Here is a 14,836-nt window from a genome sequence, read left to right on the forward strand (position 1 = left end):
CGGCTTCCGCCGCCGCGTCGCCGTCGGCTTCGTGTTCGGCGAGGGCGCGGTCCACGAAGGCCGGGGCGGAACCCGTGTATCCGGCCGGGTCGGTGAGGGCACGCATCCGCTCGGGGCCGATGAGCTCGGCGACCGCCGGGTCGGTCTCCGTCAGCGCCTGCGCGAGCGGGATGCCCGCGCCCGCCGCGAGCCGTTCGGCGGCGCCGAGAAGCTCCCGCGCGCGGGCCCGGCCGACGGCAGGGGTCAGGGCCGTCGCGAGGCGTTCGGCGGTGAGCACCCCATGGGTGAGGGCGAGGTTGTCCCGCATCCGGTCGGGGAACACGCGCAGGCCGTGGGTGAGTTCGGCGGCGTCACGGGCGGCCCCGCCGGTCAGCCGCAGCAGCTCGCGCAGCGGCTGCCACTCGGCGTGCCAGGGACCGGCGGGGCGTTCGTCCTCGGCGACGAGCGCGCCCAGCAGTACGGAGGCGAGTGCGGGAGCCTGTCGCGCGGCGGCGGCGATCCGGGTGGCCCGCACCGGGTTCCGCCGGTGCGGCGGCGCGGCCGGACCGCCGCCGCGCGCCTCGGCGACCTCCCCGATCTCGGTCCGGGACAGCACGAGCACGTCGGCGGCCACCTTCCCGAGCGCGCCCGCGGTGAAGGCGAGGGCCGAGCCGAGATCGGCGACGGGAGTACGGAGGGTGTGCCAAGGCAGCGTCGGTTCGGCGAGACGCAGCCGGCCGGCGTAGGCGGCGAGGAGACGCACGCCGGTGTCGCTGTCGGGGCTGCCGGGGCCGTCGTGGGTGGCCGCGCCGGTGCCGGTGTCGGCGGGCGTGCCGGTGCCTGGTGCGCCCCGGTCGGCCTCCGGGGCCCCGCTCCCGATCCCGCCCCGGCTCTCCGTGGCGGCCTCGCCCGAGTTGTTGGGGGCGGCGCCCGGCAGGTCGTAGATCGGCTCGTCCGGCGCGGGGTCCACCCCCAGGGCGGCCTCGGAGTCCCGCTCCCCCGGGACGGGGCCGGTGGCGGGCGGGTAGTCGGGCAGCGGCTCGGGAGGGCTGTCGAGCGTGGTGTCGAGCGGGCCGGTGAGGTCGTAGACGGGCTCGCAGGACGCGGCGGTCGAGGTCCTGCCCGGCGCCCCGTCCACGGCGATGTCGTCCGGCGCGAAGGCGGCCAACGTACCGGCCTCGCCGCCCAGTTGGGCCGGGAGCCGGACCGCCGCCAACCGGGTGCGGGCGGCCCGTACGGACGAGAGCCAGCCCGCCGCCTTCAGTCCGAACGTCGTCGGGGCCGCGTGCTGTGTGAGGGTGCGGCCGGCCGCCGGGGTGGAGCGGTGGGCCGTGGCCAGAGCGGCGAGCGCGTCGGCCGTACGGTCCAGGTCCGCCAGGATCCGCGGCACCGTACGGGCGGCGACCAGCATCATCGCCGTGTCCACGATGTCCTGGCTGGTCGCGCCCCGGTGCACGTACTGCGCCGTGTCCGCGTCCCTGCCCGCCCCTGCTCTCGTGTCCTCCTCGTCCACCGCCGCCGTCAGATCCGCCACCAGGGGGGTCACCGGGTTGCCCGCCGAGCCCGCCCGCAGCGCCACGTCCCGTACGTCGAACCGCGCGGCCGCCGCCGCCACCGCCGTGATCGCGTCGGCCGCCGCCTCCGGCGCGAGACCGACCGCGGCCTGTGCCTGGACCAGCGCCGCCTCCGCGTCGAGCATCGCCCGGAGGAACGCGGCGTCGCCGGTGGCCGCCTCGGTGGCGGACCCCGCCCGGCCGGGCGAGAGCAGCCCGGCGTCACAGGCGTGCTCGGCGGGCTCGCGGCGGTCGGCGTCGGTGCGGTCGGCGCTGTCGGCGGAAGTCAAGGAAGACCGTCTCCTCGGTACGTGCCGGGCGCGGGCCCGGCCTGCTGGTACCACGGTCTCCCGCCGGCCGGTGCCGGGCGAGGCGAGCCGCCGGCCCGTGAACCGTTTCGGCCGCGTCCGACGGGTGACGCTCGGAGGATGTTTAACACCCTTTGACAGGGTCTGGGTACGGGACCGTTTGAGTGAATGAACCCTGCGCGAGTAGGAATCGGACCGGCATCGATCAGGAAGTGAGCCGTGATGAACACGACACGAATCGGGGGCGCGGGGTCGGCGAACGGCGGTGACTGAGACACGTGGAACAGATGGAACGCTTCGTCATATCGCCGTCGTCGGCACATCCCTCGCCGGTGTACGCGCCGCTGAGGCGCTGCGTCGACGGGGCTTCCGGGACCGGCTGACGCTGATCGGCCCGGACACCGACTTCCCGCCGTACGACCGCCCTCCGCCCTCCCAGGCCGTGCTGACCGGCGGGGACGTGGACGGCGCCCGGCTCACGGTCGCGCCCGACCTCGACGCCGAGCTGTTGCTGGACACGACGGCGGAGGGGCTCGACCTCGACGGCACATCCCCCGGCACCGGTGGCACCCTGCGGCTGTCCGCCGGCCGGACCCTGGACTTCGACGGGCTGGTCATCGCGACCGGCGCCGGCGCCCGGCAGCCCGCTCCCCTGAAGGGCGGCCACCCGGACGTGTTCGTCCTCCGTACCTTCGAGGACTCGATCGCGCTGCGCGCCGCCCTCCTGCGCGGACCACGGGTCGCCGTCGTGGGCGCCGGATTCGTCGGCTGCGCGGTCGCCTCGCACTGCCGGTCCCTCGGGCTCGACGTCACCGTCGTCGAGTCGGGTCCCGGCCCGCTGGGGCAGGTGCTCGGTCCGGCCATGGGGCAGGAACTGGTCGCCCTGCACCGTGACCACGGCACGGCCGTGAAGACCGGCGCCTCGGTCGCCGCGCTCCACCCCGACGGGGTCGAGCTGACCGACGGCAGCCGCGTATCCGCCGATGTGGTGGTCGTCGCGGTCGGCCGCGCGCCGCGCACCGAGTGGCTGCGGGGGAGCGGTCTCGACATCGCGGACGGCGTGCTGCTGGACGCGACGTGCGCGGCGGCGGGGGCCTCGCGCGTCGTCGCGGCCGGTGACGTGGCCCGCTGGTTCAACCCGCTGTTCGGCGCGGTCATGCGGGTCGGGCGGCGCAGCGACACGGTGGAGCAGGCCGCTGCCGCCGCCGAAACCTTGCTGGCGGACGGCGAGAACGCCCCGCCCTTCGAGTCGGTGCCGTACTTCCGTTCGGAGCAGTACGGGACCACGATCCAGTTCGTCGGGCGCGGGAACGGTGTCCCGTACATCGTCGCCGGGACGCTCGCCGAGCGCCAGTTCGTCGCCGCCTACACCGACGGGCAGCACATCACCGGCGCGCTGTGCGTGAACAGGCCCTCCCAGCTCATCCGCTTCCGGCGGATGGTGGCGGCGCGTGCGCCGACGGATCTGGTCCTCGCGCCGGAAGGCGGCCAAGTCAGCCCTCTAGAGGAGGACTTGGCCGCCTACGAGGCCGCTGCCGCCTCACCTCAGACCGTATGACGCGCGGTCAGACGGTCGAGACGGGAGGCCGAGCGGATCCGAGCAGAGCCGAGCAAAGGCGGGTCATGCCGCGCTGTCGGCCCCGCGCCGCGGGTCACGCCGCGGCGCGGTCGTCGGCCGGGCGACGGCGGCGTGCGGGGTCCGTGAGCACGGGCGAGCGCCAGGCGCCGTCCGGCTGGTAGATGTTCGTCCCGGGCGGCACGATCTCGTCGATACGGTCGAGCGTCGCGTCGTCCAGACTCAGCGAGGCGCCCTTCAGCAGCCCCTCCAACTGCTCCATCGTGCGCGGACCGATGATGACCGACGTCACGGCGGGATGCGCGACGGTGAACGCCACGGCCAGCTCGGGCAGTGAGCAGCCGATGCCGTTCGCCACCTCGACCAGCCGCTCCACGATCTCCAGCTTCGTGATGTTCACCGGCAGCGACGGATCGAACCGCGCCGGGGTGAGCGCGGCGCGGCCGGTGGTCATGTCGATCGCGCCGCCCATGCGGTACTTGCCGGTGAGGAAGCCGGAGGCGAGCGGGCTCCAGGTCAGCACACCCATCCCGTACCGCTCGCACACCGGCAGCACCGACGTCTCGACGCCGCGCGCCAGGATCGAGTACGGCGGCTGCTCCGTCCTGAACCGCATGAGCGCGCGACGCTCGGCGACGACGTGCGACTCCACGATCTCCTCGGCGGGGAACGTCGAGCAGCCGAAGGCGCGGATCTTGCCCTGCCGTACGAGATCGGTCAGCGCACCGAGCGTCTCCTCGATGTCCGTCGTGTGGTCGGGCCGGTGGATCTGGTAGAGGTCGATCCAGTCGGTGTCCAGCCGCCTCAGGCTGTCCTCGACCGCCTTGATGATCCAGCGCCGGGAGTTGCCGCCCCGGTTGCGGCCCTCGCCCATCGGGAAGTGCACCTTGCTGGCGAGTACGACATCGTCACGGCGGCCCTTGAGCGCCTTGCCGACGACGACTTCGGACTCACCGGCCGAGTACATGTCCGCCGTGTCGAGAAAGTTGACGCCCTGGTCGAGGGCGGCGTGGATGACGCGTACGCAGTCGTCGTGGTCACTGTTGCCGACGGAGCCGAACATCATGGTGCCGAGGCAGTGGACGCTCACCTCGATACCGGTGCCGCCGAGAGTGCGGTAACGCATGTCGTGCTCCCTTGCTGGTCAGGCCTCCGCTGGGGGGTACGCGGGCACTCTAGGACTTGGAGTGCGATCGAGGTCAAGGCGCGACGGGCCGTCCGGACGGCCCGCGCGGCGAACCGGAGGCCGGTCGTCGCGCACGCTCCCGATACTTTGGTCACGTCCGCGGATCCCTTCGGACGATGCCCGCCCCGGCGCCCGCTTCCTAACCTCGGTGCATGAAGCCAACCGCCAAGGACCGCGACGCCACCGAACTGGCCCAAGGACTCTGGATCGTTCCGGCCTTCGCCGCGATCGGAGCGGTCGCCGGCTGGCTGGTCAAACTCCTCGCCAACTGGCTGGTCACACTGCGCTGGGCACCGATGAAAGGTCCGGCGGAGCTGCTCGACTCGATTCCCGAGCCCTGGCTCACCGTCATCGCCGTGACGGCGGGCCTGCTGCTCGGCGTGTTCGTGGCGTTCATCGCGCTCCACGAGGCGCTGACCGTACGGCTGACCGACACCCACGTGACGCTGACGATCCGCGACGAGGCCCGGGAGCTGAGCCACGCCGACCTCGGCCCGGTCTTCCTGGACGGCAAGTTCCTCGTACTGCTCGGCCGCCACGCCGAGGAGATGGCACGCGAGCCCTGCGACCTCGACGCCGCCGACCTGGCCGCCGCCTTCACCGCCCACGGCTACACCTGGGCCGCCGAGGACCCGTACAAGGACGACTTCCGCCTCTGGGTCCCGGACACCCCGGGGCTCCCGGCAGGCGCGAACGCGCTGATGAGCGCCCGCGCGACGGCGATGCGGAAGACGGGTACGGAGGAGGACGTCCGGGCGCTGCGCGGCGAGTTGAACCGTCTGGGCCTCGCGGTCCGCGACGAGAAGAAGCGCCAGTACTGGCGGCTGCCGCCGGGGCCGTCCGCGTAGGGCGAGCCCGCCGGGGCCGCCGTACCGGGGCCGGGTCCGGTACGGGTACGGCGACCGGGCTGATCAGCCTCCCCTGAATGACCCACGTCCGGTGGTTGGCTTGAGGGAGACGCGAGAGAGGCAGGCAGCCCCATGACCACCGACTCCACCGGCCCGATCACCACCCCCTTCAACGCCGGGTCCACCGCCGCCGAGGTCGTCGCCGGTGTCGACCTCACCGGCCGGCGCACCGTCGTGACCGGCGGCTCCTCCGGCATCGGCGTCGAGACCGCCCGCGCGCTGGCGGGCGCGGGCGCCGAGGTGACCCTCGCCGTACGCGACGTCGGGGCCGGCGAGCGCACGGCCCAGGACATCGGCGCCACCACCGGCAACGAGCGGGTGCTCGTGGCGCCGCTCGACCTCGCCGACCTGCGGTCCGTCGCCGCGTTCACCGACGCGTGGGACGGTCCGCTGGACATCCTGATCAACAACGCCGGGGTTATGTTCACGCCCGAGCTGCGGACACCGGAGGGCTGGGAGCTGCAGTTCGCCACGAACCACCTCGGCCACTTCGCGCTCGCCCTGGGCCTCCACCCGGCGCTCACCGCCGCCGGCCGGGCGCGGATCGTCGCGCTCAGCTCGGTCGGGCATCTGCGGCAGCCGGTGGACTTCGACGACATCGACTTCCGCCGCCGGCCGTTCGACACCCGGCTTGCCTACGGCCAGTCCAAGACGGCGAACGTCCTCTTCGCGGTCGAGGCGAGCCGGCGCTGGGCCGGTGACGGCATCGCCGCCAACGCCGTCCACCCCGGCGCGGTCCTGTCGAACCTGACGCGCCACATGAGCCAGGACGAACTCGACAAGGCGATCGCGTCTGGCTACTCGTTCAAGACGCCCGAGCAGGGCGCGGCCACCTCCGTACTCCTGGCGACATGGCCGGGGCTCGAAGGCGTCGGCGGGCGGTACTTCGAGGACTGCCAGGAGGCGCGCCCGCACCGGGAGGGCGACTCGGGCGGGGTCGCCGCGCACGCGCTGGACCCCGTGGCGGCCGAGCGCCTGTGGCAGGTCTCGCTCGACATGCTGGCGTCGGCGCCCCGCGCCTGACCCTCGCCGCCTCAGGCCCCGGCCTCCTCCAGCAGCCGCACCGTCTCCGGATACGGCCCGGTCCGCGCCCATTCGAGCGGCGACTTTCCGCTGCCGCCGTCCTCGCGCAGCCGCGGATCGGCGCCGTACGCGAGCAGTTCACGTACGGCACCGGCACGCCCCCAGCAGGCCGCCCCGCACAGCGGCGTGCCCTCCGTACCGTCCCCGCTCTCGGCGTCGGGCAGCGCGCCGGCCGCCAGCAACAGGCGTACGGAGTCGGCGTCGCCCTGCACGGACGCGGCGTACAGGGGCGTCGACCCCTCGTCGTCATACGCCTGAGCCGGCGCCCCGCCCCGCAACAGCGCGGCCACCTCCCTGGCCCCGCCGAGCCTCGCGGCCGACACGAGACGCCGCGACAGCTTCTTGCGCCGTCTGTTGTTCATCCCGCGCCCGCTCCTTTGCTCAACTCGTGCGCAGCATCGTCCCGATGGTGACGGCGCCGTTCTGAACGCAACGGCAAACGCCAGGTTTCGCCACCCTCGCGCGTTCACTAGCTGGATGTTCGTATTTCGCCACCCTCCACCGCCACCGTTCGCCAAGATCATTCGCCAGCATAAAAATCGACAAATCTCCCCGTGGTCGTCTGTGAGCACTTGATGACCCCGTTGACTTGCGGTTATCTCATCCCGTAGCGCCTACGAAGCCAGAGCTCTTGGTGCTCTGAATCTCCCCGCACACGCACAAAGCCTGGCTTCGGGATGCAGCCCGAAGCCAGGCCGTGCGCGGGGCAGGGTGGGTCCGGCCGAGTAGGCGTCGGCCGGGCTCACCTACTTGCCCAACCAGCCGTCCGGCTCACCCTCTGTGCGTCACGAATAGTGTTGGACGCACCCCGCGATGGCAGTGATCGCCGTGAGGAACAGTGCCGCCAACTGCGCCCAGTCCGGTGACTGGCCGTGTCGGCGACGCCTTCTCCGACTCCTCGATCGCCCCATCTCGTCCGGTCTCCTGTCTCTCTGCGTTCCCAACCCTGTTGGGGCCTGCCCGTCGCAGGCAGGCGTTCCGGGAGAGACATGACCGAACGTCTGGCAACCTACCGGCCCGCCGGACACCCGCACGAATGGTGCGACTGTTCGCCATGATTCGCCACACCTCACCCGGGCAATCGCCATGCCGGCAGCATTGGAAAGCCCGCCCACGGTGAGGCCGGCGGGCGGTTCCTTGCTCAACTCGTGCGCAGCATCCGGCCGATGCCGATCGCCATCAGGTCCCGGCCGCCGCGATGCGGGGTCGGTGTTCGGCTGAACGACACACCCTGGTCTCGCCTGTCTTCGTCAGCCGTGGGTACGGTCGCCCTGATGGCTGCTGCCGACCACTGTTGCCGGTGGTTCGCATGACAGTTTCGGCGGGATCCAAGGGAGTTGGCGGGGCATGCCGTCTGGTGCTGAGCGGAGCGTGGGAGAAGGGTTCACCTCAGCCGTCGCCATGGGGGTGGCGGCTGCGGCATGCCTACAGGCGGGGCTCGATGGTGACGGGGCCCGCCTGATCCGCCTGGGTGAGAACGCTCTGTTCCGTCTGGCCACTCACCCGGTGGTGGTCCGGATCGCTCGGTCGAGCGAGTATCTGGAGTCCGCCCGGGGGGAGGTCGCCGTATCGCGCTGGCTAGCCCGTGAGGGCTTCCCGGCGGCGCGGGTTCTGGATGATCTGGAGCAACCCGTGATCATCGATGGTCACCCGGTGACGTTCTGGCACCTGATCGAGGAGAGCGACCGGAAGCCGACGTACGGCGAGCTGGGAGCGATCCTCCGCGATCTCCACTCGCTCAGCCTGCCCGCCTCGCTGAGTCTCCCTCCGTACCCGGTGCTGGACCGGACGGACCGACGCATCAACGCGGCGACGGAGATACCTGAGGACGATCGCGCGTTCCTGCGTAAGCGCGCGCATGAACTCTGCGGCCGGGTGGGGGAGTTGCGCTTCGAGTCGCGGAAGGGGCCCGTGCACGGGGACGCCCACGTACAGAACCTCATGGTTGACCGCACTGACCGGGTGATCCTGATCGACCTGGAAAGGTTCAGTTACGACCACCCGGAGTGGGACCTGATGGTCACGGCCACGGAGCACCACAGCTTGGGGTGGCAGACTCCACAAGAGTACGGCGGGTTCGTCGGTGCGTACGGTCGGGATCTCCGCTCGTGGGCGGGGTTCTCCACATTGCGGTCGTTGCAGGAGTTCAACATGACGACGTGGCTGATGCAGAACGTCTCGGAGAGCGCCGACACAGCAGCGGAGTACGCCCGTCGCATCGCCTCGCTCCGCGACGAGGACGCCCCGCGCGCCTGGAACCCGGGCTGATCCTGCTTATTCGTCGTCCAGGCGTCGCATCGCGTCGTGCACGTTGCCGTTGAACTGCCGGACGACAGGGTGGTGCGCGTGGACCGACACCTCACGCTGGAAGTCACTCACATACCGCTGAAAGCGCGCGGACTGGAGGGCGTCGCCGGCTTCGACGGCAAGGCCGGCGGTCGTCACGGCCGCCTCAAGGTCGCCGTTGAGTAGTTGGCTCTGAGCGAGGACCATGCGGCAGAAGCCCAGTGTCCGGGCGTACTTGGGATCGGTCAGCTCGACGGCGCGTTCTGCGAACCGGACGGCATCAGGCCCCTGTCCGAGGTCGCGGAAGCAGTGGCAGAACTCGCCGATCAACTCCGCCTCGTCCATGTAAGCCAGCCACTCAGGATCCTCGGCGCCGTCGGCGTGCTCGAAGAACCTCTCTGCCTCGTTCATCGCACGCTCTGCGCCCTTGTTGTCGCCTGCGGTGGAGAGCGCACGAGCTTCATGCGCGCAGAACAAGGCCATGGCGCGCGGTGTTGCGGTGGCTCGGCCCCCTTCTACGGAGGCGCGGGCGAGCATCACGGCGCGAGGTGCCTGGCCAAGGTAATTGGCCTGGTGGCTCATGTTGGTCAGGATGCGGGCGCCCATCACGCGGTCACCGATGATCTGTGTCAGACGGAGCGTCGACATCAAGTAGCGGTCGGACAAGGCGTGGTTGCCGCTGTCGTACGCGCTCCACGCGAGGAGCTGGGACATCTCCGATGCGGCCTGGAAGAGAGCCACCCCAACCTTGGCGCTGTAGCTGCTGCTGAGCAAGGGCAGTACAGCTTCGCGGAAGTAGTGGCGGAATGCCTTGTGCGCGTGGCCACCACCGAACTGGAAATCAAGCTGCATGAAGAATCCGGCGGCGGTGCGGATCGCGGCGACGTCACGCATACCGACCCGGCGTGTGGCGGGTGCGTCCGTGGGCAAGCCGTCCGGACGCGAGACGAGCCACGACAGAGCGGCCGAGTGCACATCGCCGTCGGGTAATTGGGGTTCGTCTGCGGGGCCGTCTTCCGGGCGCTGATGCGTGAAGGTTTCAAGGGTGCTCAGTGTCTCGGCGAGGGAACCGGCGTATCGGGTGGCGCCTGTGGGTGCCCGAGCGGGTGTCGTACCTGAGAAGCCCAGATCCCTCGGCGTGATTTTCCGCCGCAGTTTGTTACTCAGCGCTTCGGCCACGTACTCGGCGGTCTGGCGCTGAATACCGCCACCGTCCAACCACCGCTGTACAGCGACGTGTGTGGTCCCCAAGCCGTCGCCGTGCCGCTGAGCGACTTCGCGAACTCTCCTGGCCAGCCCTTTGTTCGAAGCCCCGGCCTCGGCCATGACAGCGGCCAACTGATGGTTCGGGTCTTTACTCACGCCCCGCCGTCACCCCCGATGTCACGTCACGTGTTCATCCTGTCACAGCAGTCCTTTCCGAAAAGGGGGGTTCACTGTGAACCCCCCTGGACCGGCCTCCTGAACCCCCGTGTGTACACGAACCCCCTTGTGAACGCTGCCGCCCGGCCAACGACGGTCGTTGACTGTCGAGACAAGACACCCCGGCGGTGCGTGACGGCACCCCGGGGCATGGCCTACCTGGTGAAAGCAGGTCGACATGCGGAACCATATCGGCAGGATTTTCGAGCGACTGATCAGCCTGTTACTGCCCTCGCCCGGCTACTACCGCGCGGCGGACGCAGCGACGATGGCATCGCCTCACGCGCGCGACCCGTACGTCTGGCCCACGATGTGCGGCGAGGACGAACGACTCGTCCGACCGCACGTTGTGCCCCCGGAGCGCCGGCTCGAACGACACGAATGCCGCTGCCGAGCGGGACTGCGGTGCGCCGTCCACACGTTGGCGGTGTCGATGTGAGCACACAGGCACGACTGCTCCCATGGCCGGGCGAGGACGGACAACGCTCCTACCTGGTCACCAATGAGGGCCAAAGCTATCTGTCTACCCTGGCCAACGAGATGGAAGAGGTCCAGCTCCAGGCAGGCGGCACTTTGCTCGACCATGCGGCGGCGATGCTGGGGGACGACAAGGTCAGCACCCGAGAGCTGCGCTTTCTCAGCACGCGACTCTCTGAGGCTCTACGCGACGCGCTACGCGTGGCCGAGAGCAGAGGCTCACGACTCCCGTCACCGGACGACGATGACGAACCGGCAGGCGCCCTGCCCGTGGCAGAGACCCACCCCAACGCACCCGACCACACACGCGCCACCGCAACGCCAGGTCAGCCCCATTCCCACCCGGCCCCCGACCGGTAGGCCCACCACTCACGCAACACCGGACGATCCCCGCGCCTGGGAGTAACTGGGGTGGTCCGGCTAAGGGCCGCTCCCTAACGATCACGAGGCCCAGTGCCGACGGCACTGGGCCTCGTGATCGTGTCGCGGCGTGGCCGGACACGATCAATGGTCAGCCAGCTTGCGCGGAAAGGGACTTGTGGCAATGGACAGCACTGGAGACGACGGATTCGACGCGGCCGACCTGGCCCCTGACGCATGCTCGGGGTCTGCGGCGTGCACTACGTGCCCAGCTGGTGGGACGCATCTTAAGTTCTGACAGAACTGACCGTAGCCCTGACAGTGATGGAGAGCCAACACCAGTGTGGAACTTGGACCTGTAGTCCCCGAGCCATACGTGAAGAGAGCCCAAGAGCCCTCCGCAGTTGCCTGTTTCGCAACGTGCGGCCTGTGCGCGATAGGGAACGCCCTATCTTGCCCGTCTATCCACCCTAGGGCGATCCCCCGTGGTTGAGGAACGACCCCGGTTTTCCGGACTGGCACTTCGGGCGCGTACGGAAAAGATGGATGCGTGTAATTTTGTCGGCCTATGCGCCCTCTGGTGGAGCGTCGCGAGTGATCCGGTAAAGACGCCATCCCAGCGGGGATGCAACGAGCTGTTCGAGTTACTCTTCACCTTCTTCCATGTCGCCGATCATGCGACTCCACTCATCGATGATGGCCTGTCCATCGATGACCTTCTGGACCGCAGCCTGAATCGTTCTGAACTGCGGTCGTAATTGGCGGCTACCCTGCGCGGCGGCGCCCACGTTATCCGAGAAGGACTGCAATTGTGCACTCGTTCCCCTGGTGACGCCAGCCAGTTCTTGGATCACCTTGAAGAACTCCCGAGCGCTTTCCTTGTCTTCTGTCGAGAGGTTGCTTTGACTGGACTGCCTGATGATGCCGATTACCCCCGGATCAATTGTGGAGAGCTCGGCCCAGTACTTCGTCCCCAATTCATCGACCTTGCGCACGGGATCGGTGAGGCGGTTCGTTAGTTCTTCAGTCACCCTCATACGCCCAGCGAAACCGCCCCCTCGGGAGTCGGAAAGCGAAATTTCGTCAGTCGCCTGCTGTGTCTCTGTGCCAATTAGCTCGATGATGGCGGAAAACTGCTGAACAGTATCCTGCCACGCGGGAAGGGTCGCTTCCATCTCTGCCATAATCTCCAAGAAGCCGGGAGGGTCTTCCTCGTTCTGGTTTGGTGAAGCGATTTCCACTGGTGTAGCTGGAGGTGCATTCTCCAGAATTTCAGCGAGTTTTGTAGCCAGTTTATGCACGGCCTGACGATAAGCTGGCGAATCCTCGTCCTCTAGGCGAAGCTCGCGCCAATCCACCCACTGCCGCTTTGCGATGAGCTCCACAACCTCATCTGCGGGTTGATTTTCGACTTCGTGTGCGAGTTGAGGCACATTGACGTAATGGATCGGAAGTAGCAGCTCTTCCAGGCCGAGGCTGGCTGCATGCCCGGCGAACTTAATTACTTCCCGTCTGCATTCTTGACTTTGCAGGAATTTAGGCGTGACGATTGGGATTAGGAAGGTCGTGCCGGTAAGGGCGGAGTCAAGGCGTGCACGCCAAGCATCTCCCCACTCGATCGATTTCTTGTCGATGAAAATCTCAAGCGGCTCTCCCGTGATAATTTCGAATGCGTTAGCGATCCGTTCGGAGAGGCGAGTGATGCGTCCCCCGTCTAATTGATCATCGCGACGGGTGTAGCTCCAGAACCCTGCTGGTTGTTCATTGGTCATGGTGGAGAATCTTAGCCATGTGGATGACTGAGTGCATAAGCTTCTAAGAAGGTTGGTGAAACGGCTTTGGGCTGGAGCCGCTTTGGGGTGAGTGATCATGGCACCGTAAGCTGATGGCGAGTCGAGTGGTCTGTGGGCCTCCCCGGTAAAAACGCGACGGTGGCGCCATGACCTCAGAGGCTCGCCCCAAAGTGGCTGCCCAAAGCCGTGAAGCCGACCGCCCTAGCCACAGACCTTTTCTCCCCATCGCCGGCGTTCGTTCTCCGGTCGTGCGACCGGCGTAGCCGGGGCCTGGAGCGGGGCGGCGACAGGAGCGGCGGGGCCCGCCGGGGAGCCGGGAGCGAGCGAGGCGCCCTGAGTAAGTGGAGACAGGTCTCGACAGTTCGTGTGGTGCTCCTACTCAGAGGGCGTGGAGTGTGCGAGGGGTGTCTGCGGTGATGCGGTAGGCCAGTTGGGTGCCGTCACGGTGACCTCCGTCGCGCCTCGCGGCCCACACCGGGCCCCGCTCCCCGTCTCAACTCGTGCGCAGCATCAGGCCGATGCCGATCACCATCAGGCCGGCCGCCGCGATGCGGGGCATGCCGAAGCGTTCCTTGAAGAACACCGCTCCTATCGCCGCGCCGACGATGATCGATGATTCTCGGAGTGCCGCGATCGGGGCGAGGGGCGCGCGGGTCTGGGCCCACAGCACCAGGGCGTAGGCGCCGACCGAGAGCGTAGCGCCGAGCAGGCCGAGGCGTGCGTGCGGGCGGAGTTGGGTGAGGAGCCGGCCGCGGCGTGCGAAGAGCGCGTACAGCGGGATCAGCGAGCCCTGGAGGATCATCAGCCAGCCGATGTAGCCGAGTGGCGTGCCCGATTCGCGGACGCCCACGCCGTCCACGACCGTGTACGCCGCGATCGCCACCCCCGTAGCGACCGCGGCGGTCAGCGCGGGCCACTGCGGCTTCGTCTCCGCGTTCCGCATGCCCCACAGGGCCACGCCCACCAGCCCCGCCGAGGCCACGGCGACGCCGGTCGCCTGCCAGCGGTCGAGCGACTCGCCGACGAAGACCGCCGCCAGGACGGTGACCAGCAGCGGGGCCGTACCGCGCGCGATTGGGTACATCTGGCCGAAGTCGCCCAGACTGAACGACCGCATCAGCAGCGCCTGGTAGCCGACGTGGACCACCGCCGAGACGATCAGATACGGCCACGCCCCCGCCGCGGGGAACGGCGCGAAGCACACGGCGACCGCGCCGATCAGTGTCCCGCCCCCGGCAATCAGGGTGAAGGCGACCACCTGGTCCTTGATGGTGTGCGCGATGGCGTTCCACGTGGCATGGGTGACGGCCGCCAGGAGGACGGCGGCGGCGACGGCCGGGGTCACGCCATGCGCTCGCGGACGTCCACCAGCGTGCCGCCGGCGTACGAGACCACGCTCTTGGGGTCCATCGGGAAGACGGTGTGCGGGGTCCCGGCCGCCGCCCACACCACGTCGTGGTCGAGCAGTCCCCGGTCGGCGAGCACACGAGTGCGGGTGCGGTGGCCGAAGGGCGGTACGCCTCCGATCGCGTAACCGGTGGTCTCCCGTACGAGGTCCGCACGCGCCCGCTTGACCTCCCCGGCGCCCAACTCCTCCCGTACGCGCTCCACATCGACGCGCGAGGCGCCGTCCATCAGCACCAGGACCGGGACACCGTCGGCCTCGAAGATCAGCGACTTGACGATCTCGCCGAGTGAGCAGCCGATGGCGGCGGCGGCCTCGGCCGCCGTACGGGTGGCGTCGGGGAAGGCGCGGACCTGGCCGGTCAGGTCGTCGAGGCCCAGTTCGCGCAGGGCCTCGACGAAACGGGGATGGGCGGCGGGGGCGGCGTCAGGCGTGCCGTCGGGGTTGGTCATGACGGGCACGCTAGCGGCAGGGGGAGCGGCGGTGCGAGCGCGTTTCAC

General features: G+C 69.3%; 11 protein-coding genes. 4 read left to right on the forward strand and 7 right to left on the reverse strand.

The features are described 5' to 3' along the window. On the reverse strand, positions 1-1,822 hold a 1,822-nt coding region (locus GXP76_RS09970), incomplete at its 3' end, for a lyase family protein (RefSeq protein ID WP_374360422.1). A gap of 283 nt (positions 1,823-2,105) precedes the next feature. Between GXP76_RS09970 and GXP76_RS09975 the strand changes: the two genes are divergently transcribed. Further along, positions 2,106-3,398 carry an FAD-dependent oxidoreductase gene (locus GXP76_RS09975; RefSeq protein WP_242571092.1) on the forward strand — a complete coding sequence of 431 codons (1,293 nt, stop codon included), beginning with the start codon at positions 2,106-2,108 and terminating at the stop codon, positions 3,396-3,398. Positions 3,399-3,492: 94 nt separating this feature from the next. Here the strand turns inward: GXP76_RS09975 and GXP76_RS09980 are convergent, their stop codons facing one another. Then, the gene (locus GXP76_RS09980; RefSeq protein WP_242571093.1) at positions 3,493-4,542 is read right to left on the reverse strand and encodes an aldo/keto reductase; all 1,050 of its coding nucleotides are present in this window, start codon (positions 4,540-4,542) and stop codon (positions 3,493-3,495) included. Between the two features lie 212 nt (positions 4,543-4,754). Between GXP76_RS09980 and GXP76_RS09985 the strand changes: the two genes are divergently transcribed. Further along, a complete protein-coding gene (locus GXP76_RS09985) occupies positions 4,755-5,450 on the forward strand; it encodes a hypothetical protein (protein WP_242571094.1) in 696 nt (231 codons plus the stop codon). A 132-nt stretch (positions 5,451-5,582) separates the two neighbouring features. Next, entirely contained in the window at positions 5,583-6,533 is a 951-nt protein-coding gene (locus GXP76_RS09990) for an SDR family NAD(P)-dependent oxidoreductase (protein ID WP_242571095.1), read from the forward strand. A gap of 11 nt (positions 6,534-6,544) precedes the next feature. Here the strand turns inward: GXP76_RS09990 and GXP76_RS09995 are convergent, their stop codons facing one another. Beyond that, positions 6,545-6,955, reverse strand: coding sequence for an ankyrin repeat domain-containing protein (locus tag GXP76_RS09995; RefSeq protein ID WP_242571096.1), 411 nt, complete (start codon positions 6,953-6,955; stop codon positions 6,545-6,547). A 985-nt stretch (positions 6,956-7,940) separates the two neighbouring features. Here GXP76_RS09995 and GXP76_RS10000 point away from each other — a divergent pair. After that, positions 7,941-8,861 (forward strand): aminoglycoside phosphotransferase family protein, encoded by a 921-nt coding sequence (locus tag GXP76_RS10000; RefSeq protein WP_242571097.1) that lies wholly within the window; start codon positions 7,941-7,943, stop codon positions 8,859-8,861. Between the two features lie 6 nt (positions 8,862-8,867). Here the strand turns inward: GXP76_RS10000 and GXP76_RS10005 are convergent, their stop codons facing one another. The 4 genes from GXP76_RS10005 to GXP76_RS10025 form a co-directional block, all read right to left on the reverse strand. Further along, the gene (locus GXP76_RS10005; protein WP_242571098.1) at positions 8,868-10,241 is read right to left on the reverse strand and encodes a sporulation protein; all 1,374 of its coding nucleotides are present in this window, start codon (positions 10,239-10,241) and stop codon (positions 8,868-8,870) included. Positions 10,242-11,782: 1,541 nt separating this feature from the next. After that, on the reverse strand, positions 11,783-12,910 hold the full coding sequence (locus tag GXP76_RS10015) for a toll/interleukin-1 receptor domain-containing protein (RefSeq protein ID WP_242571099.1): 1,128 nt from the start codon (positions 12,908-12,910) through the stop codon (positions 11,783-11,785). A 514-nt stretch (positions 12,911-13,424) separates the two neighbouring features. Then, positions 13,425-14,276 carry a DMT family transporter gene (locus tag GXP76_RS10020; protein WP_242571100.1) on the reverse strand — a complete coding sequence of 284 codons (852 nt, stop codon included), beginning with the start codon at positions 14,274-14,276 and terminating at the stop codon, positions 13,425-13,427. After that, on the reverse strand, positions 14,273-14,788 hold the full coding sequence (locus GXP76_RS10025; protein WP_242571137.1) for a YbaK/EbsC family protein: 516 nt from the start codon (positions 14,786-14,788) through the stop codon (positions 14,273-14,275). Before GXP76_RS10025 ends, GXP76_RS10020 begins: the two co-directional genes overlap by 4 nt. Positions 14,789-14,836 lie beyond the last annotated feature (48 nt).

This window comes from Streptomyces sp. NP-1717 (assembly GCF_022695985.1).
GTDB lineage: Bacteria > Actinomycetota > Actinomycetes > Streptomycetales > Streptomycetaceae > Streptomyces.